The following is a 22,108-nucleotide window of genomic DNA, read 5'->3' on the forward strand; positions in this document are numbered from 1 at the left end:
CCGCTAGAGCTCCACCACGAGGGGAAGGATCATGGGTTGCCGTCCTGTTTTCCGGTGGAGGAATCGGAAAAGGGCATCCCGGATCTCCCCCCGCACGACCCCGAGCTCCGTCTGTCCCCTCCGCCAGCACCGGGTGACCGCTTCCACGACCCTGCGCCGGCTCTCCTGGAGGAGCCCGCCCGCCTCCGGCGCGTGCACGAACCCCCGGGTTACGATTTCCGGCCCATGCACGATCCGGCCGCTCTCCCGCTCAAGCCCCACCACCGCCACCACGATTCCGTCCCGGGCGAGGTGCTGGCGGTCCCGGAGCACGGCTTCCCCCACGTCCCCTACTCCCAGTCCGTCCACGAGCACGTTGGAGACGTCCTCCCGCCCCGCCAGGCGCCCTTCCGCGGCGGTGAAGGCGAAGACGGTGCCGTTCGTCCCCACCAGGACCCGATCCAACGGGATCCCCACGCTTTGAGCGAGGCGCGCGTTGAGGATCAGGTGCCGGTACTCCCCGTGCACGGGGACCACGTATCGGGGGCGGAGGAGGTTGATCATGAGTCGGAGCTCCTCCTGGGAGGCGTGTCCGGAGACGTGCACGCCCGAGGCGGCCCCGTAGATGACCTCCGCGCCCGCCCGGAACAGGGCATCGATGGTCCGCGCCACCAGGACCTCGTTGCCGGGGATGGGAGAGGCGGAGAAGATCACCGTGTCCCCGGGACGGAGGGAGACCTGCCGGTGGGAGCCCGCGGAGATCCGGGCGAGGGCGGAGAACGGCTCCCCCTGAGAGCCCGTGACCAGGAACAGGACCCGCGGATCCGCAAGCCGGTTCGCCTCCTCCACGGAGACGAGCAACCCCGGCGGGATGTGGAGATAGCCGAGGGCTGAGGCGGTCCGAACCACCTCCTCCATGTTCCGGCCCACCACCGCCACCTTCCGGCGTACCCGCGCCGCGGCATCGATGGCCTGCTGGATCCGGTGCACGTTCGTGGCGAAGGTGGTGAGAAGGATGCGCCCGCCCATCCTGGGGAAGAGATCCTGAAAGGCCTCCCCCACCACCCGTTCCGAGGGGGTCATGCCGGGACGTTCCACGTTCGTGCTGTCGAGGAACAGGGCCAGCACCCCTTCCTCTCCCAGCTCCGCGAGCCGTGCCAGATCCGGGGGCCGCCCGTCAATGGGCGTCTGATCGAACTTGAAGTCCCCGCTGAAGACCAGGGTACCCACCGGGGTGCGCAGGGCGATGGCGCAGCTGTCCGGGATGCTGTGGCTCACCCGGATCCACTCCGCCTCGAAGGGGCCCAACCGGATTCGGGTCCGGGGCTGCGTGGTATGGAAGGTGGCCTCGGGGGGGGATTTGGCCCGGGCGAGGCCCACCGTGAGCCGGGTCCCGTAGACGGGCACGGGCAACGTCCGCAGCAGGAACGGCAGAGCCCCCAGGTGGTCCTCGTGTCCGTGGGTCAGCAACACCCCCAGCACCCGACGCCCGTCCCGGCGGAGCACGGAGAAGTCCGGGATCACCAGATCTACCCCGAACAGCTCCTCCTCCGGGAACTGGACCCCCGCGTCCACCAGCACCGCCTCCTGGCGCCACTGGACCAGGGTAGCGTTCTTGCCGATCTCCCCGAGCCCTCCGAGGGGGATGACCCGGAGGACTCCCTCTCCATGAGGGCGCCTGCGGCCGCGTGCCATCTACGCCACGGTGGCCACCGCCAGCTCCCGCAGGACCGCCCCGATCTGCTCCCGCTCCTTCTCCGTGGCCTCCACCAGGGGAAGTCGGGGAGCCCCGATGGGAAAGCCCACGAGGTTCAGAGCGGCCTTGAGGGGCACGGGATTGGGCGCGATGAAGAGCACCCGGAAGAGCGGATACAGGCGCAGGTGCAGCCGCCGGGCCTCCGCCACCCGGCCGGCGAAGAAGAGGTCGATCATCTCCCCGATCTCGCGGCCCACCAGGTGCGAGGCCACGCTCACCACGCCCACCGCGCCCACGCTCAGGTAAGGCAGGGTAAGGCTGTCGTCCCCGCTGTAGATGAGGAAGTCCTCGGGCGTACGGCGCCGGATCTCGGAGACCTGGTCTGGGCTCCCCGAGGCGTCCTTGACGCCCACGATGTTGGGGATCTCGCTCAATCGGGCCACGGTTTCCGGCAGCATGTTGGTGCCCGTGCGGGCGGGAATGTTGTAGAGCAGGATGGGGAGGTCTACCCGCTCCGCGATGGTCCGGAAGTGGCGGTAGATCCCCTCCTGCGAGGGACGGTTGTAGTACGGGACCACGAGCAGGAGGCCATCCGCACCCGCCCGCTTTGCCTCCTCGCTGAGGTGGACGGAGTGGGCGGTGTCGTAGGTGCCCGTTCCCGCGATCACGGGGGCCCGCCCGCCCACCGCTCCCTTCACCACGCGGACGAGTCGGATCTTCTCCTCGTCCGAGAGGGTGGGGGCTTCCCCCGTGGTACCGCACACCACGAGGGCGTCCGTCCCCGTCTCCACCAGGCGTACCGCGAGCTGTGCAGCCCGTGCCTCGTCCAGCCGGCCGTCTGGGTCGAAGGGCGTGGCCATGGCGGTGATCACGCGTCCCCAGTTCATCTCCATCGCCTCCCCCGATGGTCTTCCCTGCTCAATTCCCCACCCACCTTCCCCTTCCCTACCGGCGGGCCGGGGCCGGCGCCTTGCCGAGGCGGGGGTCCTGCGCGATGAGGACCTCCGCGATCTGGACCGCGTTGAGGGCCGCCCCCTTCCGGAGATTGTCCGCCACGGCGAAGAAGGCCAGGTTCCCCATGCCGTCTCGCCGGATGCGCCCCACGTACACGGGATCCCGGCTGGCGGCTCCGAGGGGGGTGGGGTACCGGTGGCGGAGGGGGTCGTCCACCACCTCGATCCCCGGGGCATCCGAGAGGACCCTCCGGGCCTCCTCCGCGGTGGGGGTCCGCGCGAAGGCCGCGTGCACCGCCACCCCGTGCCCCACCAAGGTGGGGACCCGCACGCAGGTGACGGCCACCTCCAGGTCCGGGAGCTCCAGGATCTTGCGGCTTTCCAACAGCGCCTTGCGCTCCTCGCTGGTCCACCCGTCCTCCTTCACGGATCCGATGGCGGGGAGGAGGTTGCAGGCGATGGGGTGCGGGAAGGCATCCCCCAAAGGCTCCGTGAGAGGTTCCCCCCGCTCCACCACGGCCCGCATCTCCAGCCACAGCTGCTCCGTTCCCCGCTGGCCCGCGCCGGAGACGGACTGGTAGGAGCAGACCACCGCCCAGCGCAGGCCGAACGCCCGGTGGAGGGGCGCGAGGGGCATGAGGAAGGTGGCGGTGGTGCAGTTGGGGTTGGCGATGATGTTCCGGGGCCGGTCCAGGATCCGGTGGGCGTTGATCTCCGGAATCACCAGCGGCACATCCCGCTCGAGACGAAACGCCGCGGAATTGTCGATCACCACGCATCCGCGAGCCGCAGCCCGAGGCACCCACTCCCGGGCCACCTCGTCCGGGGTGTCGAAGAGGGCGATGTCACATCCCTCGAACGCCTCCTCGTGGAGGGCTTCCACCAGGTGGCCGTCCACTCGCTTTCCCGCGGAGCGCGGACTCGCCAGCAACCGCAGCTCCCGGACCGGGAAGTTCCGGGTCTCCAGGACGTTCACCACCTGGCGCCCCACCGCGCCCGTGGCCCCTACCACGGCGACCACGTATCCGCCGGACACGGCTTCACCTCCGCGGTTCCCATGGATTAGCCTTCCAAGGCCAGCAGGGTCTCCAGGCCCACCACGAGGCGGTCCAGCTCCATGACCCGCCGGACGGCGAGCAGGATCCCCGGAAAGTACGCCTCCTCGCTCACGGCATCGTGGCGGATGCGGAGGACCTGTCCGGGTCCTCCGAAGATCACCTCCTGGTGGGCCACCAGTCCCGGAAGCCGCACGCTGTGTACCCGGACTCCCTCCCACACCCCGCCCCGGGCCCCCGGCACCGTCTCCGCCTCCTGGACCGCTCTCTCCGGGAGGGCGGAGCGGGCCGAGGCGATGAGCTGGGCGGTTCGAAGCGCCGTGCCGCTCGGCGCGTCCTTCTTCCGGTCGTGATGGAGCTCCAAGATCTCCACGTGCGGGAAGTACCGGGCCGCGAGACCCGCGAACCGCATCATCAGGGCGGCCCCCAGGGCGAAGTTAGGTGCCACCACGCCCCCCACGCCCTCCTCCCCGCATGCCCGTTCGAGGATCCCCAGGGCGGCTGGATCGTATCCCGTCCCTCCCACCACGGGTCGCACACCTCTTCTCACCGCGCGGAGGGCATTCGTCAGGGTGGCCTCACCCGCGGCGAAGTCCACGAGCACGTCGGCGACGAGCCTCTCAATCTCCTCCGCGGGCCGGATGGGAACCCCAAGCGGGCCCACCCCCGCCACCTCCCCCGCATCCTCCCCGAGGGCCCGCGCGTGTCCGAAGGCCGCCACGAGGCGCAGATCCGGTTGCCCAGCCACGGCCCGAACCACCGCGCGGCCCATGCGGCCCGCGGCCCCGGAGACCGCCACCCGCAGGACGGACGAAGCGGACTGTCTCACACCACCACCCCCACGGATTCGAACCAGCCCCGGACCATTTGGTCCGCTCCCTCCGGCCCCACCGCGGCCAAGGTGGGAGGTCCGCTCAGGAGCTCCTGAGCGAGCCGCTGAACGCGCTCCGCGGTCACCCCCTCCACCTCCGCGAGGATCTCGTCCGGCGAGACGTAGCGGCCCAGGTACAGCTCGCTGCGGGCCAGGTAGAACATGCGCGGCGCGGTCCCCTCCAGGGAGAGCATGAGGCTGCCCTTCAGGGACTCCTTCGCCCGCCGCAGCTCCTCTTCCGGCACCGGTTCCGCCCGCAACCGCCCCAGTTCCCGAAGGGAGATCTCCAACACCTCCCCCACCCGCTCCGGGCTCGTCCCCGCGTAGACGGCCAGGGCACCCGCCTCCCGGTACATGGCGGAGAAGGTCCCGATGGTGTACACCAATCCCCGCTTCTCCCGGATCTCCTGGAAAAGGCGGCTGCTCATCCCGCCTCCCGCGATGGTCTCCAGAACCGCCTGGACGTACCGATCGGGATGCGCCTGCGGGAGCCCTGGATAGCCGAAGCAGAGGTGGACCTGCTCCGTGTCCTTCTCCCGCACCCTCACCTCCCGCCGTACCTCCGGGGGCTTCAGGGTCCGGGGCAGGGCCGCTCCCTGGAGGGGGGCGAGCAGGTCCTGGACCAGGGTCACCATGGCCTCGTGGTGTACGGCTCCGCTGGCCGCCACCAGGGTGCGGCCGGGCACGTACTCCCGGGCCATGTACTCCAGGAACGCTTCCCGGTGGAGTCGCCGCACCGTGTGCGCGGTGCCGATGACGGGCCGCCCCAGGGGATCCCCGGCCCACAGGGTCTCCAGGAACAGATCCTGCACGAGGTCATCCGGGCTGTCCTCATACATCTTGATCTCTTCCAGGATCACCTGCCGTTCCTTCTCGATGGCCTCCGGGTCGAAGACGGAGGCCACCAGCATGTCCGCCAGGATTTCCGCGGCCCGGGGCAGGTGATCCGCAAGGACCCGCACGTAGTAGCAGGTGAGTTCCCGATCCGTGAACGCATTCAGCTGTCCCCCCAGGGCGTCCACCTCCTCCGCGATCTGTTGCGCGCTGCGGCGACGGGTCCCCTTGAACAGCATGTGCTCCACGAAATGGGAGATGCCCGCCCACTCGGGCGGCTCGAAGCGGGTTCCCGTCTCCACCCAGATGCCGAGGGTGACGGTGCGGGCGTCGGGAATGGCCTCCGTGACCACCCGGATCCCGCTCGGGAGCCGGGTCCTCCGTACCTCGCTGTCCACGACCGCTCCCCTACCGTCGGGGCTCGGGCCTGCGGGGCCGGGCATCCGGACGGACCGGCCGCCGGTCTTCACGCTCACGTCCCCGGGCGGGTGCCGCGGAGGCGGGTGCCTCCCCCTCCGACGTCAACCCACGACGGGTGAGGTTGACCCGGCCCAGGGCGTCGATCTCCTTCACCCGCACGAGGATCTGGTCGCCCACCTTCACCACGTCCTCCACCCGGTTCACCCGCCGGTCGCTGAGTTCGGAGATGTGCACCAGGCCTTCCTTCCCCGGCAGGACCTCCACGAAGGCGCCGAAGCTGGTGAGCCGGGTGACCCGGCCGAGGTAGGTCTGGCCCACCTCCACCTCCCGCACGATCTCCCGGATCATCTGCATCGCCCTCTGAGCGGCCTCCTCGCTGGTGCTGGCGATGATCACCCGGCCGTCCTGCTCCACCTCGATCCGGGTGCCCGTCTCCGCCGTGATCCGGTTGATGACCTTCCCGCCCGGACCGATCACCTCCCGGATCTTTTCGGGCGGGATCTGCAGGGTCACCAGGCGCGGGGCGTACTTCGAGAGCTCGCGACGGGGAGCGGGGAGGACCTGGAGCATGGCGTCCAGGATGGCAAGCCGAGCCTCCCGGGCCCGGCTCAAGGCCTCGGCGATGAGGTCCCGCGAAAGCCCCCGCAGCTTGATGTCCAGCTGGATGGCGGTGATCCCCTCCCGGGTGCCCGCCACCTTGAAGTCCATGTCCCCGTGGGCGTCCTCGATCCCCTGGATGTCCGTGAGAAGCACCGCACGGCCGTCCTCACCCGTCATGAGCCCGATGGAGATCCCCGCCACGGGCGCCCGAATAGGAACGCCCGCATCCATGAGGGCCAGGGTGCTCCCGCACACGGAGGCCATGGAGGTGGAGCCGTTGCTTTCCAGGACCTCGCTCACGAGCCGAATGGTATAGGGGAACTCCTCCTCCGGCGGGATCATGCGCGCCAGGGCCCGTTCCGCCAGGGCTCCGTGCCCGATCTCCCGTCGGCTGGGGCCCCGCAGGGGCCGGACCTCCCCCGTGCTGTAGGGCGGGAAGACGTAGTGGTGCATGAAGCGCTTGCGTTCGAGAATCCCCAGGTCGTCCAGGATCTGCTCGTCCTCCCCTGTGCCGAGGGTGCAGAGGGTGAGCACCTGCGTTTGCCCCCGCTGGAAGAGGGCGCTGCCATGGGTCCGGGGCATGAGACCCACCTCGAGGTAAAGAGGACGGATCTCCGTGGGGGTCCGGCCGTCCGTGCGCACGCCCTCCTCCAGGATCATGCGGCGCACCAGATCCTTTTGGACCGCCTCCAGGACGGTCTTGATCTCCAGGGCCCGATCCGGGTACTGCTCCAGCAGGCGCGCGCTGATTTCCTGCGCCGCCCGGGCCACCGCGGCCTCCCGGGCCAGCTTATCCGCGTTGCGCAGGGCGGCATCCATCACCGGGGTGGCCGCTTCCCGCACGGCCCTCTCCAGCTCCGGGTCCACGGTGAAGAGCGGGAACGTCCGCTTGGGTTTGCCGGACTTCTCCACGAGCTCCCGGATGGCGGCGATGATCCTCCGGCACTCCCCGTGGGCGAGCTCGATGGCTTCCAGGACCACCTCCTCCGGCACCTGGTCCGCGCCGGCTTCCAGCATAACCACCGCCTCGTCCGTGGCGGCCACCACCAGGTCCAGCCGGCTCGGCCCCTCGATCTGCTGGAGGGTGGGATTCAGCACGAGGTGCCCGTCCACCCAACCCACGCGCACGCATCCGATGGGTCCCTCCCAGGGGATGTCGGAGATGGCGAGGGCTGCGCTTGCCCCCACCACCGCGGCCACGTCCGGCGGGTGGATCTTGTCCGCGGAGAGGGTGGTGGCGATCACCTGGACCTCGTTCCGGAACCCCTTAGGGAAGAGGGGGCGGATGGGCCGATCCATGAGCCGCGCGCTGAGGATGGCCCGTTCCCCGGGCCGGCCCTCCCGGCGGAAGAAGCTTCCCGGAATCTTGCCCGCGGCGTACAGCCGCTCCTCGAATTCGCAGGTGAGGGGCAGGAAGTCAATGCCCTCGCGGGGATTTTCGGAGGCCGTGGCCGTGACGAGGACCACCGTCTCCCCGTACCGGACCGTCACCGCCCCGTTCGCCTGGCGGGCCAGCTTGCCGGTCTCGATGACCCACTCCTCCTCCCCCACCTGAAAGGTAACCCGGTGAACCTCCGGGGTAGCGTACGAGACGGCAATGGCCATAGATCCTCCTCGCGTTCCGGCACTCCGGGTGCCTGTTCTTCGGGAGGCCGGAGAGGAGGGCTCGATCACCGGGAGCTTTGCTCCAGGTCAGCGCGGACCCGAAGCAGAGGTCGCGATGATCGCCCTCCCTCCGTCCCCGGACCTCCCCACCCCCTACTACGTCCGCCCGAGACGATCCATTCCGGCCCTTATCTCCGGAGACCCAGACGCTCGATGAGCTGCCGGTACCTTTCCGGGTCCTCCCGCTGGAGGTACCGCAACAGCCGCCTGCGCTTGCTGACCATCTGGATGAGGCCCCGACGGGAGTGGAGGTCCTTGCGGTGAACCTTCAGGTGCTCCGAGAGGAGCCGGATGCGCTCCGTGAGGAGCGCCACCTGGACCTCCGGGGAGCCCGTATCCGGGTCCGAACGGCGGAACCGCTCGATGAGGGCTTGTTTCTCCTCCTTCAGAAGAGCCATCCTCTCCCCTCCTGAAACCGGGTCCATCTTATCACGCCCCTCCCCCGGGGGCAAACACGGGCTCTCGGTCGAGGCGGCGCACGAACCGGAGGAGGGCGAGGGCAGGGAGGGGTCGGGGAACCCTGAGGATCAGCTCCTGGGATCGGATCTGGACCACCCCTTCTCCCTCCTCCCCCACCTGTACCCCGTAGGCCCCCGGCGCGGGCACCAGCTTCCTGGAGGGGACCTCGCACCAGCCCACAACCCCCCCCGCCTCCTGGACCTGACGTCGGAGCCGGACGCGGGCCTCGTACGGGCCGCCCAGCAACGCCGTGGCTTCCTCCACCCGTCCCTCCCGGAGAAGAGCCCGGATGCGGCTGCTGCTCACCGCAGCCCCTCCCACCTCCACGGGCGGGCACACCCGGACCGCGAACCCCATCCGGGTCCCGAGACGTTCCAGCAGGTGCACATCCCCCTTCCGATCTCGACCGAAGGCAAAGCCCGGTCCACACACCACGCCTCGGACCCCCAGTCGGTGGACGAGCATCTCCACGAAGGCGTGGGGTTCCGTGTTCCGCAGGGCCTCGTCGAACCTCAACACCAGCAGGGCCTGAAGCCCCGTTGCCGCCATCCGCTCGATCCGTTCTTCGAGGGTGGTGAGCAGGAAGGGCTCCGGAGGGGGGGCGAGGATCTCCAGGGGATGTGGGTGGAAGGTAAGGGCCATGCTCCGCCAGCCTTGCTCCCGGGACCAGGCCACGGTCCGTTCCAGAACCGCCCGGTGACCGAGGTGGACGCCGTCGAAGGTCCCCAGGGCGATGCAGGTGGGAGCAGGGGGGACCTCCTCCGGCGCGTGGAAGACCCGCATCAACGTCCCGAGGCCACGAGGAGCACCTTGTACGGCCGCAACTGCCCCCCCACCGCCCGGCCGATGGCCACCAGGTTCCCCTCCACATCCAGGACCTTGACGAGGGCGCCCTGGGGGAGGGAGAGGTGAGGGGCCACTTTCCACAGGGGAAGGGGTTGCCCGTGGAGCACCGCGGCCCGCATGCGGCCCTCCACCTCCACCTCCGGGAGATCCGGCAGCGCCTGAGCAGGGGGGATCAGGAGGCGGGAGAACTCCCCGACGCGCAGGGACTCCCGGATCTCCTCAAAGGTATGGCTCTCCTCCAGACGGTGCGGGCCAACCCGGGTCCGGATCATGAACCTCGCGTGGGCTCCACACCCGAGCGCTTCCCCGATGTCGTGCGCCAGCTGGCGCACGTAGGTTCCCTTGGAGCACGTGATGTCCAGGAGGGCCCGCGGGGGATCGAACCGGAGGAGGCGGATCTCGTGGACGGTAACGGTGCGGGGCGAGCGCTCCACCTCGATCCCCTTCCGGGCAAGCTCGTACAGGCGGCGGCCCTCGTGGTGCACCGCGGAGACCATGGGGGGCACCTGCTGGAGGGTCCCCCGGAACCGCTGCAGGACCCGTTCCAGGTCCTCCCGCTCCACGGCCACCTCCCTCCGGGCGAGGACCTCCCCGAGGGCATCTCCCGTGGTGGTGGAAACTCCCAGGACCAGTTCCACCCGGTACGCCTTGTCCTGCTCCATGAGGAACTCGCTGAGCCGGGTGGTCCGCCCGATGCAGCACACCAAGACCCCCGCGGCCCCGGGGTCCAGGGTCCCCGTGTGCCCGATGCGCCGCATGCCCACTAGACCCCGCAGCTCCTCCACGCAGTCGTGGCTGGTCATGCCCGGGGGCTTCAGGAGGTTCAGGAGTCCGTCCATGGGCCGCACCCTTTAAGGGAATCCGTGCGTTCCGGACGCGGGAGCTGCACGCAGCAGCTCCTCCGCCGCGCGAAGGGTTTTCCGGATCACCTGCTCCGGGGGTTCCTTGGAGGTGAACCCCGCGGCCTGCGCATGCCCTCCTCCCCCGAACCGGGCCGCCAGCTCGTTCACCCGCACCTCTCCCCGAGAGCGCAGGCTCACCCGAACTTCCTCCGCGTCCACCCGGAAGAGCACCGCCACGCGCACGCCCGCAATCCCCCTCAGATGGGAGACGATGTTCTCCGTATCCTCCCAGCTCCCCCCCACTTCCCGCAGCAGGGCCTCGTCCACCGTGGTCCACGCGAGGGCTCCCCCCATCTCGAGCCGCAGGCGCACGAGGCTCCATCCGAGGAGCCGCATGCTGGCAGGGGAACGGGACTCGTACACCTGCTCGTAGATCTCGTGGGGCCGGGCGCCGCTGCGCACCAGCTCCGCGGCCAGCAGGAAGCTTTCGGGACGTACGGAGGCGTACCGGAAGGATCCCGTGTCCGTGAGGAGGCCCGCCATCAGACAGGTGGCGATGGGTTCCTCAAAGGGCACCCGGAGCTCCCGGACCAGCTCCGCCACGAGCTCCGCCACCGCGCTCGCTTCCGGATCCACCCACACCAGATCCCCATACCCGCTGTTGTTGAGGTGATGGTCCAGGTTGACCACCACCTGGGCCGCGCCCAGGGCAACCGCGAACCTCCCGGCCCGGGAGAGATCGCTGCACTCCATCCCCACGGACACGTCGAAGGCGTCCTGGGGAGGCGTTGTGGTCACCCGCTCCCAGGTGGGCAGGAACCGATACAGAAGGGGGACACCGTCCTGGCTTCCCACCACCACCTCCTTGCCCAACCGCTCCAGGGCCAACGCCAGGGCCAGGGCGCCTCCCAGGGCGTCCGCGTCCGGCCGCTCGTGGACCACGAGGAGGATGCGCTGGGCCGACTCAAGTGCCCGCGCGATCCGATTCCGCACCGTCTCCATCGTCCTCGGTCCTCCCGGATCCCTCCTGGGGAGCGGAGAGGGAGCGGAGCAGCTCCATCACCCGGGTGCCCCGCTCGATGGAGGTGTCCAGCCGGAACTGGATCTCCGGGGTCCGGTAGATCCGGATGCGCCGGCCCAGCTCCGTGCGCACGAATCCCACCGCGTTCTGCAGGGCCTCCATGGTCCGGCGCCGGTCCTCCTCGCTCCCCAGCACGCTCACGAAGATCTTCGCGTGGCGCAGGTCACTGCTGAGCTCCACGTCCGTTACGGAGGTGAACCCGATGCGGGGGTCCTTCAGGACCCGGTGGATGATCTCGCTCACTTCCTCCCGGATCAGCTCCCGGAGCTTCTCCACCCGCTGCGGGGACGCCATGAGGACCACCTCGCTTTACCGGATCTCCACGTCGTAGTCCACGATCACGGCCTCGGGTTGCCGCTCGATGTACTGCAGGACCCGGGCGAGCACCTGGTCCGCGTGCTGCCCGTCGTTGGTGACCACGGCGATCCCGAGGGTGGCACGGCCCCACAGATCCTGGTCGTCCACCTCCGCCGCCGCCACCGCGAACTCGTTGTGGAGACGTTGGAGGAGACTGTGCACGATCCGCCGCTTGTCCTTCAGGCTCCGAGGTCCGGGCAGGCTGAGCGCGACGCGCAGCGTCCCCACCACCATGGCACCCTATCCTCGTCCCGCTCACGACGTCGGGCGCTCCTCGCGCACCTCGAAGGTCTCGAGGACATCCCCTTCCTTGACGTCGTTGAAGTTCTCCAGGAGCACCCCGCACTCGAACCCCGCGGCCACCTCCCGCACGTCCTCTTTGAACCGCCGCAGGGAGGCCACCCGTCCCTGGTAGACCACGACGCCGTCCCGCAGAAGCCGCACCTGGGCGCCCCGGATCACTTTCCCCTCCCGCACATAGCAACCCGCCACGGTCCCCACACGGGAGATGGGAAAGATCTGCCGGACCTCCGCACGGCCCAGCACCACCTCGCTCACCACGGGAGCCCGCAACCCCTGCAGGAGCTGACGGACGTCGTCCACCGCCTCGTAGATGAGCCGGTACAGGCGCACCTCCACCCCTTCCTGCTCCGCCAGACGGCGGACCGCCCCGTCCGGCCGTACGTTGAACCCGACGACCACCGCGTTGCTCGCGGACGCCAGCATCACGTCGCTCTCCGTCACGGCCCCCACGGCCGCGTGCAGGATGTGGACCCGCACCTCCTCCGTGCTGAGCCGCTCCAGGGCCGCGGTGATGGCCTCCAAGGACCCCTGCACGTCCGCCTTCACCACGAGCCGCAGCTCCCGTACCGTCCCCGTGGCCTCCTCCAGGCCCCGCCGGATCTGGGCGCGTTCCTGCTCCCGACGTCGCTCCCTCCGTTCCTCCGAGATGGCCTTCGCCGTCCGCTCGTCCGGCACCACCTCCAGGATGTCCCCGGCCGTGGGCACCTCCTCCAACCCGACCACCTCCACGGGGGTGGAGGGACCGGCCTCCTGCAGGCGGTTGCCCCGGTCGTCCATCATGGCCCGCACTTTCCCGTACGTTTCCCCGGCCACCACCGGATCCCCCACCCGCAGGGTGCCCTCCTGCACGATCACGGTGGCCACGGGCCCTCTGCCCCGATCCAGCTTGGCTTCCAGGATGGTCCCCCGCGCGGGCTTGCGGGGATCTGCCCGCAGCTCGTTGAGCTCCGCCACGAGGAGGATCATCTCCAGGAGATCCTGGATGCCTTGGCCTGTTCGCGCGGAGACGGGGACCATGATGGTCTCTCCCCCCCACTCTTCCGGCACGAGCCCCAGCTCCGCCAGCTGCTGCTTCGTCCGCTCCGGGTTGGCGGTGGGGAGGTCGATCTTGTTGATGGCCACGAGGATGGGAACCCCCGCGGCCCGGGCGTGGTTGATGGCCTCGATGGTCTGGGGCATCACCCCATCGTCCGCGGCCACCACCAGGACCGCGATGTCCGTGACCTGGGCGCCCCGGGCCCGCAGGGTGGTGAAGGCCTCGTGCCCGGGCGTGTCGATGAAGGTGATCTTGCGGCCGTCCACGGAAACCTGGTAGGCCCCGATGTGCTGCGTGATCCCTCCATACTCCCCCGCGGCCACGTTGGTCTTCCGGATGGCGTCGAGCAGGGTGGTCTTGCCGTGGTCCACGTGTCCCATGACCGTAACCACCGGGGGTCGTGGCTCCCCCTGAGCCTCCACCCGGAGCCTCTTGGCCGCCTGCAGCGCGGGACTCAGCTCCCGCCTCTCCTCCACCACCGCCACCCCGAAGGATTGCGCCACCGCCCTGGCGGTGGCGGGGGGCAGCTGCTGGTTGATGCCCGCCAGGATCCCCATGGTGAGCAGTCGCTTCACCACCTCGGAGGGAGGGGCGCCCATCCGTTGGGCCAGCTCCCCCACCGTGATGGATCCCTCCAGCCGGATCTCCTTGGCAAGGACCGGGACCTCCGGGGGAGCCGACTCCGCCACCGGAGGGGAAGCCACATGGGGCCGGGGCGGGGGTGGCGGAGGGGGAGCCGGGCGCTTGGAGGGCCGGGGGGGTTGGCGCAGGGGCGGCGGAGGGGGAGGCGGCACCCGCTTGGCCTCAGGCCTCGGCTGCGCCACCTTCCGGAGCACCTCCGGGGAGATGGTAACCGCGGGCTCCGCGTGCCGCTCGGGGAGGGGAACGGGCTTGGGCTCCTCCGAAGGCGGGGGAGGGGCGGGACGGGGCTCCACGATCACGGGGGGTGCGGAGGTGGGCTCCAGTTGGGCCTGCTCCGCGGCCCGGGCGGCCTCTTCCGCGGCCCGGCGGGCCGCCTCCTCCGCAAGCCGAGCCTCCTCCGCGGCCCGGGCCGCCTGCTCCGCGAGGACGCGCTGCTCCTCCCGCTCCCGCTCGATCTCCTCCGCCCGCTTGATGATCCGGCGCTTGGGCCCTGGAGGCTCACTGGGCACGGGGGCGACTTTCTTCGTCGCGGCCCCACGCCTTGGGGACCCATCCTTCGGCGCCGCCCCCAGCTGCGGAAACGCCTCCCGCAGCTTTGCCAGGGCCCCCTCCGGGATGGCGGCCTGGGGATTGGGTTTCACGTCGAACCCCAGCTCCGCCAGCTTCTCCACGGCTTCCCGGAGCGGCAATCCCGTCGCCTTCACCAGTTCGTACAGGCGCATTCACTTCTCCTCCGTTTTCCCCGCGGTCTTTGCCGTCGCCGGTGCGGACTGCTGGATCATGGCCTCCAGCTGGTGGAAGATCTCCTCCGGAACCGGCACCTCCAGGGCCCGCTCAAGCCGCTTCCCCTTGCGGGCCAGGGCCAGGCACTCCCAGTTGGGGTCCACGTAGGCTCCCCGGCCTGAGAGCTTGCGGCTGCGGGTGGTGTCTACCACCACCTCCCCCGCGGGGGTGCGGACCACGCGGATCATCTCCATTTTGGGCCGCATCCCCCCACAGCCCACGCACATCCGGATGGGGATCTTCCGCCGCGGCATCCGCTACGCGCCCTCCTGGACCTCCGTGGATTCCGCCAACTCCTCGGGGGTGAGGTCCCGGAACAGCCTGCGGGCCTCCGCCTCCCGCACCTGGGTTTCGCTCTTGATGTCGATCCGCCAACCCGTGAGCTTCGCCGCCAGCCGCGCATTCTGTCCCTCCCGACCGATGGCCAGGGACAGCTGGTTGTCGGGCACGATCACGGTGGCGGTCCGGGTCTCCTCGTCGATCTCCACCCGGCTCACCTTCGCGGGCTGCAGGGCTGCGGCCACGAACTGGGCGGGATCCGGGCTCCAAGGGACGATGTCGATCTTCTCCCCCCGCAGCTCGTCCACCACCGCCTGCACCCGACTCCCCTTTGGTCCCACGCAGGCGCCCACGGGATCCACGTTGCGATCCCGGGAGTACACCGCGATCTTGGTGCGGGAGCCGGGTTCCCGGGCGATGTTCTCGATGACCACGATCCCCTCCCGCAGCTCGGGTACCTCCTGCTCGAAGAGCTTGCGCACGAGCCCCGGGTGGGCCCGGGAGACGAAGATCTGAGGGCCCCGGTTGGTGGTGCGCACCTCCGTCACGTATACCTTGATGCGCTCCCCCTGCCGGTAGGTCTCCCGGGGGATCTGCTCCGTGGGCGGGAGCACGGCCTCCACGCGTCCCAGGTCCACGTACACGTTCCGCTTCTCGATCCGCTGAACGATCCCCGTGACCACTTCCTTCTCGCGCTTCTCGAACTCTTTCTGCACCAGCTCCCGCTCCGCCTCCCGGATCCGCTGCACGATGACCTGCTTGGCGGTCTGAGCCGCGATGCGACCGAAGTCCCGGGGCGTGATCTCCTCCTCCACGAGGTCCCCGACCTGTGCCGTGGGATCCTCCCGACGCATCTCGTCCAAGGAGATCTGCGTGGTGGGATCCTCCACCCGCTCCACCACGGTCTTGGTGCTGTACACCCGTACCTCCCCCGTCCTCGGGTCGAGCTCGACCCGGACGTTCTGGCCCGTGCCGCCGAAGTGCTTCTTGTAGGCGGACACGAGCGCGTTCTGGACCGCCTCGATGAGCACCTCCTTGGAGATGCCCCGTTCTTCCTCCAAGAGGTCCAGCGCGCGGATCAGCTCTCCGTTCATCTGCCCTCCCACCTCGTTCGGAAATTTCCGGACCGGGCGTCCGAGCGGCGACGCAGATCCCGCCGGATCTCCTCGGGATCCACCCGCAGCCGAGCCTGGGCGATCTCCTCCAGGGGGATGTGGGCCTCTCGACCCCTCCCCAGGTCCACCACCACCCGTCCCGCCACGATCCCCCGCAGCCGCCCGGTGAAGTGGCGCTGGCCGGAGATCTCGGAGACGGTAGTGACCTCTACCAGCCGACCCGCAAACCGGTCGAAGTCCCCGGTCCGACGCAGGGGCCGGTCTAGCCCGGGCGAGGCCACCTCCAGGGTGTACCGGTGGAGGAAGAGATCCTCCACGTCCAGCTGGCGGGAGAGGCGCTCGGACAGTCGGGCGCAGTCCTCCACGGAGACCCCGCCCTCCCGGTCCACCAGGATCCGTAGGACCGTGCGGGCGCCCTGCCCCTCCAGTTCCACATCCACCAGCTCCAGCCCCATCCGATCCGCGATGGGCTGGGCCAGCTCGCTCACCCGTCGAAGGATCACCTGCCGATCCGTGCCCATAGTCCCCTCTAAAACGAAGGAGTGGGCTTCCGACCCACTCCCGCGTGCGCGCCACAACACCTTCCTTACGCCTACCTGGCCGCTCAGGGTCAGCATACCACGTCTCCGCCCAACCGGCAACCTGCTCCCGCGGAGTGCCGCACAGATGTCCGGGGGGTCCGCAACGGCGGCGCCGGCCCGCTCAGGGGCCGAGCCGGTAGAGGAGCCGGGGGAAGGGGATGGCCTCCCGCACGTGATCCAGGCCGCAGATCCACGCCACCGTCCGCTCGATCCCCAGCCCGAACCCCGCATGGGGTACGGAGCCGTACCGCCGCAGGTCCAGATACCACGCGTAGGGCTCCGGGGGGAGTCCGTGCTCGGCGAGCCGTCGCTCCAGGAGCGCCAGGTCGTGGATCCGCTGCCCCCCGCCGATGATCTCCCCGTACCCTTCGGGAGCCAGGAGGTCGAAGTTCAGGACCACCTCTGGGCGTTCCGGGTCGGGCTGCATGTAGAAGGCCTTGCAGGCCGCGGGGTAGCGGTGCACGAACACGGGGCGATCGAAGGCGCGGCTGAGGACCGTCTCCTCATCCCCCCCGAAGTCCTTCCCCCAGGGCATCACGAGACCGGCCTCGTTCACCCGCCGCACCGCTTCGTCGTAGGAGATGCGGGGGAACGGCGGGCGGACCCGCTCCAGCGCCCCGAGATCCCGACCGAGGAGGTGGAGCTCGGCCCGTCGGTGTCGGAGCACCTCCTCCACGATGGCCACCACGAGCCCCTCCGCGAGCGCCATGCACTCCTCCAGGCCCATGTAGGCGGCCTCCGGCTCCAGCATCCAGAACTCCGTGAGGTGGCGCCGGGTTTTGGACTTCTCCGCCCGGAAGGTCGGGCCCAGGCAGTACACCCGGCCGAAGGCCATGGCCGCGGCCTCCATGTACAGCTGTCCGCTCTGGGTGAGGTAGGCCTTGCGGTCGAAGTAGTCCACCTCGAAGAGGGTGGTGGTCCCCTCTACCGCGGCGGGCGTGAGGATGGGCGCGTCTACCCGGAGGTATCCCTGCCCCTGGAGGTAAGCCTCCGCGGCCCGGATCACGTCTGCCCGGATGCGGAGCACAGCGTTCGGGCGGCGGCTGCGGAGCCACAGGTGCCGGTGATCCAGCAGGAACTCAATCCCGTGCTCCTTCGGGGTGATGGGATACCCTTCCGCCCGATGCACGATCCAGAGATCCCGCACCGCGACCTCGTATCCGCCCGGCGCCCGGGCATCCTCCCGCACCACCCCTCGGACGATGAGGGCGGACTCCTGGGTGAGGGCGTCGTAGAGGCGGAACAGGTCGTCGGAGGCTTCGGGCTTCGCCAGGACCGCCTGGAGGATGCCGGAGCCGTCCCGCACCAGCAGGAACCGGACCTTGCCGCTGCTCCGCTTGTCATACAGCCACCCCCGCAGTTCCACCTCCTCCCCCACGTGCCGGCTCACCTCACACACGCGGATCCACCTCGCCTCCATGCGCCACCTCCCGAACCTAATCATGCGGGTTGCCCGAAGGCGGCGCGAGCCCTCATCCTAAACCCAGACGCCGAAAGGGTGGTGTGGCATGGACCCTCGGGGAAAGGACCTGGGCATCCTGGTGGGCGGGGGACCGGCTCCCGGGATCAACGGGGTCATCGGGGCCGTCACCATCGAGGCCCGAAACCGGGGACTCCGGGTTTGGGGGATCTACGATGGGTGGCAGTGGCTCATGCAGGAGGAGGCCCGGACCCTGCGGGAGCGGGGGCACGTGCGGGAGCTCCAGATCGCGGACGTCTCCCGGATCCACTTCGACGGCGGATCCCTCCTCCGGGCCTCCCGGGCAAACCCCACCCGGCGGGAGGAGGACCTGAACCGGGTGGTCCGCAACCTCCAGGAGCTGGGAATCGGGTATCTCGTCACCGTGGGGGGAGACGACACCGCCTTCGCCGCGGCCCGGGTGTGCGAGCGGGCGCGGGGCGCCATCCGGTTCGTCCACGTGCCCAAGACGATCGACAACGACCTCCCGCTCCCGGGCGGAGCGCCCACCTTCGGGTTCAACACCGCCAAGCAGGTGGGGTTTGAACTGGTGCGCAACCTCATGGAGGACTCCCGCACCACGAACCGCTGGTTCTTCATCAGCGTCATGGGCCGCAGTGCGGGGCACCTGGCCCTGGGCATCGGGAAGGCGGCGGGCGCCACCCTCACCTTGATCCCGGAAGAGTTCCCCGAGCGGACCTCCCTGACCCTGGTGGCGGACGTGCTGGAAGCGGCCATGCTGAAGCGTCGGGTCATGGGACGGGAGGACGGGGTGGCCATCGTGGCGGAAGGGATCTTGGAGCGGGTGCCGGAGGAGGAGCTGGCCGCGCAGGAGGGTGTCCGGATCGTACGGGACCCCTACGGTCATCTGCGCCTGGCGGAACTGGATCTGGCGTACATCCTGAAGAGCATGGTGGAGCGGCGGTTCAGGGATCGGGGGGAGCAGATCACCATCGTGCACAAGAGCATCGGGTACGAGCTGCGGTGCGCCCCGCCCATCGCCTCGGATTCCGAGTACGTGCGGGACCTCGGCTACGGAGCGGTGCGCTACCTCCTGGAAGAGGCCGGGTCCCAGGGAGCCATGGTGTGCATGGAGGCGGGGCAGCTGCGTTACGTGGACTTCACGGAGCTGCTGGACCCCCAGACGGGACGGACCCGGGTGCGTCGGGTGGACCTCCAGTCCACCGCCTACCGGGTGGCCCGGGAGTACATGATCCGCCTGGAGCCGGAGGACCTACGGGACCCGCAGATGCTGCGACGGCTGAGCGCGGCCGCGGGGATGACCCCCGAGGCGTTCCGGGCCCGATACGAACCCGCAGCGCGGGTGGGATCCCTCACCACAGGTACCTGAACTTCGCGGCGAACCGGCGCTCCAGGTCCTCCCGGTGCAGGAAGTAGACGGGACACTGCCGGAGCATGCAGATGTGCAGGGCCTGGTTGCAGTAAGCCTCCGGAACCTCCCAGCACTTCCGATTCAGGAAAAACGCGAAGCACACCCCCCGACGCTCGTCGTAGCTCTGCAGCTCCTCCAGCTCCACAGAAGGTTGCCGGGATCCCGCGGGGCCCGCGGCCGGCACGGAGGGGGCCGTCGTGGGCGTCTCCGGGTCCGGGAGTGGCCGGCCGCTACTCGTCCCCTCCGAATGGCTGGGGGCTTCCAGCTCGCGCAGCTTCTGGCTCGTGTCCTGGATGAGGGCCCGGATCCCGCGTCGGAGTTCCTCCCGCGATCTGCTCACGTGCCACCACCTCTTTTGCCAGGCTCATGTACTCCTGTGCCCCCCGAGATTGGGGGAGGTGCAGGAAGATGGGGACCCCCGCCATGGAGGACTCCACCAGTTTAATGCTGAAGTGAATGGTGGTCTGGAAAACCTTCTCCCCGAAGAACTCGTGGATTCCCCGCAGGATCTCCCGGCTGAGGTTGTTGCGGCCGTCGTACATGGTGGCAAGCACCCCCAGGATCTCCACCCGATGCCCGATCTCATCCCGCACCATCTGGAGGGTACGCAGCAGCTGCCGCATCCCCAGCAGGGCGTAGTAGTGGGTCTGGATGGGGATGACGATCTGGTCCGCGGCCACGAGGGCGTTCAGGGTCAGCAGCCCCAGGGAAGGGGGGGTGTCGATGACCACGAAATCGTACCGATCCCGCAGGGGCTCGAGCTTCCGACGCAGGACGTGCTCCCGCCCGATCCGAGCCACGAGCTCCAACTCCGCGGCGGCCAGGTCAATGGAGGAGGGAGCCACCGCAAGGCCTGGGACCGTGGAGGGCCGCAGGATGTCCTCCAGGGAGATGCCGCCCCCATCCGTACGGCTCTCCGTGATCACGTGGTAGATGGTCTGTTCCAGCTCCCCGGGTTCCAAGCCCAGGCTCACCGTGGCGTTCGCCTGCGGATCCAGATCCACCAGCAGCACCCGGAAGCCCAGGGCCGCCAGGCACGCCCCGAGGTTCACTGCGGTGGTGGTCTTCCCACAGCCCCCTTTCTGGTTGACGAGGGCGATGACGCGCCCCGCGTCTTGCCCCCGTGCCATCTCGGATCTCTGTTCCGTCCACGGGCTCACGGGACCGTTCGGACCTCCCCTGGGGGTTCCGGGTGCGAGTTCGACCCAGGAAGGGACTTTTCCTGCGCGCGCAGGAGTTCGCGGACGAGCGCCAAGGCCTCCTCCCGGGTCCGCACCCGCCCCTCCAGCTGGGCATCCCGCACCGCCTCCAGCAACTCCCGGAATGGGGGGCCGGGTCGAAGCCCCAGGGCGATGAGATCGTCCCCGGTGAGGAGTCTGGGCGGGTTCACCTCCTCGGGTCGGAGCTCCGCGCGGGTGGCGAGGATCCACTCGTACGTGGTGAGATCTCCGTGGCTCGCCACGCAGTCCGCCCGGTACAGTTCCAAGAGCTCCTCGAAGTCCGAACGGGCGAAGAACCGCCTGCGCTTGGCCTCCCGCATGCGGGGGAGGTCCGCGAGCCGCATGTGGTCCCGGACCAGGGCCACGATCCGTTCGGTTTCCTCGCGGCTCAGCCGGAGGCGCTGGCAGACCTCCCGAGCCCGTTCGGCGCCCACCCGGTCGTGACCGGGGAACCGGATCCGGCCGTCCCGCGTGAGGGTCAAGGGCTTGCCGATATCGTGCAACAGGGTGGCGAAGGCCAGCACCGCGGAAGGGTCCCGCAGGGCGTCCAGGGCCAGGACGGTGTGGGTGAACACGTCCCCTTCCGGGTGGTACTCGGGCGGCTGCACGACGCCCTTCATCGCCGCCACCTCCGGGAGGATCTGGGAGAGGAGCCCGGTTTCGTCCAATAGCCGGAGCCCGCGAGCGCGGCGGGGACCGGTGAGGAGGCGTGCGAGCTCGTCCCGGATTCGCTCCCAGCTCGTGGTGCGGATGCGATCCGCCAGGGCCCGGATGGCCTGCAGCGTATCCGGCTCGATCTCGAAATCGAGCTCGCATGCAAGCCGCACCGCCCGCAGCATCCGGAGCCGGTCCTCCTGGAAGCGCTCCCGGGGATCTCCGATGGTACGGATCCGCCGCCGCAGGAGATCCTGCTGTCCACCGACCCAGTCGTAAAGGGTACCGGTGAGGGGATCGTACAGCAGCCCGTTAATGGTGAAGTCCCGTCGGGCCACGTCCTCGCGGGCAGAGCTGTAACGCACTTCCGAGGGATGCCGGCCATCGAGATACGGGCCCTCCACTCGGAAGGTGGCCACCTCGACCCAGTGATCCCCCATCCGCACGCGGACCACGCCAAAGGCCACCCCCACGGGGAAGGCATGGGGGAACAGGTGCAGGACCTCTTCAGGCCGGGCGGAGGTGGCCACATCATAGTCCTTGGGGGTTCGCCCGAGAAGCAGGTCCCGGACGCACCCCCCTGCCCAGTACGCCTCGTACCCGGCTTCCCGGAGGCGCCGGACGACCTCCCGGGCGGACTCCGCGGGGCTCAGCGTTCCTCCAGCTCCTCCAACCGGCCCAGCATCTCCTCCCGTTGCTCCTGAGCCGCCTCCTTGCCCCGCACGATGGCCTCCCGGACCCGCTCGGCCCCCTGCTCCACCACCTCCCGGCCCCGCTGGAGCACCGTCTCCGCGGTATCGCGGACCCGCTCCGTAAGGGTCTGGGTTCCCTCCCGCAACCGGCCCGCGAGCTCCTCCGTCCGTTCCTTCAACCGGTGGCGCACCCGCTCCCCGGGTTGGGAGGTCAGCAGCAACCCCAACCCGATCCCCACCAAGGCACCCACCACGAATCCGCTGAGGAAATCGGAACGCTCCGCCATCCCGCA

The 22,108-nt window shown here is 69.7% G+C and carries 22 protein-coding genes; 1 reads left to right on the forward strand and 21 read right to left on the reverse strand.

The window, feature by feature from the left end; translation table 11 throughout:
- Positions 1 to 3 precede the first annotated feature (3 nt).
- The 17 genes from QN206_06170 to asnS all read right to left on the reverse strand — a co-directional run bounded on the left by QN206_06170 (position 4) and on the right by asnS (position 17,817).
- Positions 4 to 1,674 carry a ribonuclease J gene (locus QN206_06170; protein ID MDR7614395.1) on the reverse strand — a complete coding sequence of 557 codons (1,671 nt, stop codon included), beginning with the start codon at positions 1,672 to 1,674 and terminating at the stop codon, positions 4 to 6.
- Positions 1,675 to 2,568 carry a 4-hydroxy-tetrahydrodipicolinate synthase gene (dapA, locus tag QN206_06175; protein MDR7614396.1) on the reverse strand — a complete coding sequence of 298 codons (894 nt, stop codon included), beginning with the start codon at positions 2,566 to 2,568 and terminating at the stop codon, positions 1,675 to 1,677.
- 52 nt (positions 2,569 to 2,620) lie between these two features.
- A complete protein-coding gene (locus QN206_06180; protein ID MDR7614397.1) occupies positions 2,621 to 3,664 on the reverse strand; it encodes an aspartate-semialdehyde dehydrogenase in 1,044 nt (347 codons plus the stop codon).
- A gap of 26 nt (positions 3,665 to 3,690) precedes the next feature.
- A complete protein-coding gene (dapB, locus tag QN206_06185; GenBank protein ID MDR7614398.1) occupies positions 3,691 to 4,512 on the reverse strand; it encodes a 4-hydroxy-tetrahydrodipicolinate reductase in 822 nt (273 codons plus the stop codon).
- Positions 4,509 to 5,786 (reverse strand): pitrilysin family protein, encoded by a 1,278-nt coding sequence (locus QN206_06190; protein ID MDR7614399.1) that lies wholly within the window; start codon positions 5,784 to 5,786, stop codon positions 4,509 to 4,511. Before QN206_06190 ends, dapB begins: the two co-directional genes overlap by 4 nt.
- A gap of 10 nt (positions 5,787 to 5,796) precedes the next feature.
- Positions 5,797 to 8,013 (reverse strand): polyribonucleotide nucleotidyltransferase, encoded by a 2,217-nt coding sequence (locus QN206_06195; protein MDR7614400.1) that lies wholly within the window; start codon positions 8,011 to 8,013, stop codon positions 5,797 to 5,799.
- 188 nt (positions 8,014 to 8,201) lie between these two features.
- Entirely contained in the window at positions 8,202 to 8,471 is a 270-nt protein-coding gene (gene rpsO / locus QN206_06200) for a 30S ribosomal protein S15 (GenBank protein MDR7614401.1), read from the reverse strand.
- 31 nt (positions 8,472 to 8,502) lie between these two features.
- A complete protein-coding gene (locus QN206_06205; GenBank protein MDR7614402.1) occupies positions 8,503 to 9,315 on the reverse strand; it encodes an FAD synthetase family protein in 813 nt (270 codons plus the stop codon).
- Positions 9,315 to 10,217 carry a tRNA pseudouridine(55) synthase TruB gene (gene truB, locus QN206_06210; protein ID MDR7614403.1) on the reverse strand — a complete coding sequence of 301 codons (903 nt, stop codon included), beginning with the start codon at positions 10,215 to 10,217 and terminating at the stop codon, positions 9,315 to 9,317. Before truB ends, QN206_06205 begins: the two co-directional genes overlap by 1 nt.
- A 12-nt stretch (positions 10,218 to 10,229) precedes the next feature.
- On the reverse strand, positions 10,230 to 11,222 hold the full coding sequence (locus QN206_06215) for a bifunctional oligoribonuclease/PAP phosphatase NrnA (GenBank protein ID MDR7614404.1): 993 nt from the start codon (positions 11,220 to 11,222) through the stop codon (positions 10,230 to 10,232).
- Positions 11,185 to 11,595 carry a 30S ribosome-binding factor RbfA gene (gene rbfA, locus QN206_06220; protein ID MDR7614405.1) on the reverse strand — a complete coding sequence of 137 codons (411 nt, stop codon included), beginning with the start codon at positions 11,593 to 11,595 and terminating at the stop codon, positions 11,185 to 11,187. Before rbfA ends, QN206_06215 begins: the two co-directional genes overlap by 38 nt.
- Before the next feature lie 15 nt (positions 11,596 to 11,610).
- A complete protein-coding gene (locus QN206_06225) occupies positions 11,611 to 11,892 on the reverse strand; it encodes a DUF503 domain-containing protein (protein ID MDR7614406.1) in 282 nt (93 codons plus the stop codon).
- Positions 11,893 to 11,913: 21 nt separating this feature from the next.
- The gene (gene infB, locus QN206_06230; protein ID MDR7614407.1) at positions 11,914 to 14,361 is read right to left on the reverse strand and encodes a translation initiation factor IF-2; all 2,448 of its coding nucleotides are present in this window, start codon (positions 14,359 to 14,361) and stop codon (positions 11,914 to 11,916) included.
- Positions 14,362 to 14,676: a YlxR family protein gene (locus tag QN206_06235; GenBank protein MDR7614408.1), complete on the reverse strand. Its 315-nt coding sequence runs from the start codon at positions 14,674 to 14,676 to the stop codon at positions 14,362 to 14,364.
- 3 nt (positions 14,677 to 14,679) lie between these two features.
- The gene (gene nusA / locus QN206_06240; protein ID MDR7614409.1) at positions 14,680 to 15,795 is read right to left on the reverse strand and encodes a transcription termination factor NusA; all 1,116 of its coding nucleotides are present in this window, start codon (positions 15,793 to 15,795) and stop codon (positions 14,680 to 14,682) included.
- Positions 15,792 to 16,337, reverse strand: a complete 546-nt coding sequence (rimP, locus tag QN206_06245; GenBank protein MDR7614410.1) for a ribosome maturation factor RimP — start codon at positions 16,335 to 16,337, stop codon at positions 15,792 to 15,794. The genes nusA and rimP overlap by 4 nt, the downstream gene beginning before the upstream one ends.
- 181 nt (positions 16,338 to 16,518) lie before the next feature.
- Entirely contained in the window at positions 16,519 to 17,817 is a 1,299-nt protein-coding gene (asnS, locus tag QN206_06250; protein ID MDR7614411.1) for an asparagine--tRNA ligase, read from the reverse strand.
- 88 nt (positions 17,818 to 17,905) lie between these two features.
- Between asnS and pfp the strand changes: the two genes are divergently transcribed.
- A complete protein-coding gene (pfp, locus tag QN206_06255; protein ID MDR7614412.1) occupies positions 17,906 to 19,207 on the forward strand; it encodes a diphosphate--fructose-6-phosphate 1-phosphotransferase in 1,302 nt (433 codons plus the stop codon).
- On the opposite strand, the gene QN206_06260 is transcribed toward pfp, so the two are convergent.
- Genes QN206_06260 through QN206_06275 form a run of 4 tightly spaced genes read right to left on the reverse strand, consistent with a single transcriptional unit; the run spans position 19,191 to position 22,102 of the window.
- On the reverse strand, positions 19,191 to 19,589 hold the full coding sequence (locus QN206_06260) for a hypothetical protein (GenBank protein MDR7614413.1): 399 nt from the start codon (positions 19,587 to 19,589) through the stop codon (positions 19,191 to 19,193). The genes pfp and QN206_06260 overlap by 17 nt on opposite strands.
- Positions 19,480 to 20,379, reverse strand: a complete 900-nt coding sequence (locus QN206_06265; GenBank protein ID MDR7614414.1) for an AAA family ATPase — start codon at positions 20,377 to 20,379, stop codon at positions 19,480 to 19,482. The genes QN206_06260 and QN206_06265 overlap by 110 nt, the downstream gene beginning before the upstream one ends.
- A gap of 26 nt (positions 20,380 to 20,405) precedes the next feature.
- Positions 20,406 to 21,776, reverse strand: coding sequence for a CCA tRNA nucleotidyltransferase (locus QN206_06270; GenBank protein MDR7614415.1), 1,371 nt, complete (start codon positions 21,774 to 21,776; stop codon positions 20,406 to 20,408).
- Complete coding sequence (locus tag QN206_06275; protein MDR7614416.1) at positions 21,773 to 22,102, reverse strand: YtxH domain-containing protein; 330 nt, start codon at positions 22,100 to 22,102, stop codon at positions 21,773 to 21,775. Before QN206_06275 ends, QN206_06270 begins: the two co-directional genes overlap by 4 nt.
- Positions 22,103 to 22,108 lie beyond the last annotated feature (6 nt).

The organism is Armatimonadota bacterium, from assembly GCA_031460175.1.
In the GTDB taxonomy this organism is placed as follows: Bacteria; Sysuimicrobiota; Sysuimicrobiia; order Sysuimicrobiales; family Sysuimicrobiaceae; genus Sysuimicrobium; species Sysuimicrobium tengchongense.

Excerpts from the sequence above, each read along its gene's own strand:
- infB (MDR7614407.1), bottom strand. The coding sequence starts at position 14,361 with ATGCGCCTGTACGAACTGGTGAAGGCGACGGGATTGCCGCTCCGGGAA.
- QN206_06225 (MDR7614406.1), bottom strand. The coding sequence starts at position 11,892 with ATGGTGGTGGGGACGCTGCGCGTCGCGCTCAGCCTGCCCGGACCTCGG.
- dapA (MDR7614396.1), bottom strand. The coding sequence starts at position 2,568 with ATGGAGATGAACTGGGGACGCGTGATCACCGCCATGGCCACGCCCTTC.
- truB (MDR7614403.1), bottom strand. The coding sequence starts at position 10,217 with ATGGACGGACTCCTGAACCTCCTGAAGCCCCCGGGCATGACCAGCCAC.
- QN206_06275 (MDR7614416.1), bottom strand. The coding sequence starts at position 22,102 with ATGGCGGAGCGTTCCGATTTCCTCAGCGGATTCGTGGTGGGTGCCTTG.
- asnS (MDR7614411.1), bottom strand. The coding sequence starts at position 17,817 with ATGGAGGCGAGGTGGATCCGCGTGTGTGAGGTGAGCCGGCACGTGGGG.
- QN206_06205 (MDR7614402.1), bottom strand. The coding sequence starts at position 9,315 with ATGCGGGTCTTCCACGCGCCGGAGGAGGTCCCCCCTGCTCCCACCTGC.
- QN206_06235 (MDR7614408.1), bottom strand. The coding sequence starts at position 14,676 with ATGCCGCGGCGGAAGATCCCCATCCGGATGTGCGTGGGCTGTGGGGGG.
- nusA (MDR7614409.1), bottom strand. The coding sequence starts at position 15,795 with ATGAACGGAGAGCTGATCCGCGCGCTGGACCTCTTGGAGGAAGAACGG.
- QN206_06265 (MDR7614414.1), bottom strand. The coding sequence starts at position 20,379 with ATGGCACGGGGGCAAGACGCGGGGCGCGTCATCGCCCTCGTCAACCAG.
- QN206_06170 (MDR7614395.1), bottom strand. The coding sequence starts at position 1,674 with ATGGCACGCGGCCGCAGGCGCCCTCATGGAGAGGGAGTCCTCCGGGTC.
- rimP (MDR7614410.1), bottom strand. The coding sequence starts at position 16,337 with ATGGGCACGGATCGGCAGGTGATCCTTCGACGGGTGAGCGAGCTGGCC.
- rbfA (MDR7614405.1), bottom strand. The coding sequence starts at position 11,595 with ATGGCGTCCCCGCAGCGGGTGGAGAAGCTCCGGGAGCTGATCCGGGAG.
- pfp (MDR7614412.1), top strand. The coding sequence starts at position 17,906 with ATGGACCCTCGGGGAAAGGACCTGGGCATCCTGGTGGGCGGGGGACCG.
- rpsO (MDR7614401.1), bottom strand. The coding sequence starts at position 8,471 with ATGGCTCTTCTGAAGGAGGAGAAACAAGCCCTCATCGAGCGGTTCCGC.
- QN206_06215 (MDR7614404.1), bottom strand. The coding sequence starts at position 11,222 with ATGGAGACGGTGCGGAATCGGATCGCGCGGGCACTTGAGTCGGCCCAG.
- QN206_06195 (MDR7614400.1), bottom strand. The coding sequence starts at position 8,013 with ATGGCCATTGCCGTCTCGTACGCTACCCCGGAGGTTCACCGGGTTACC.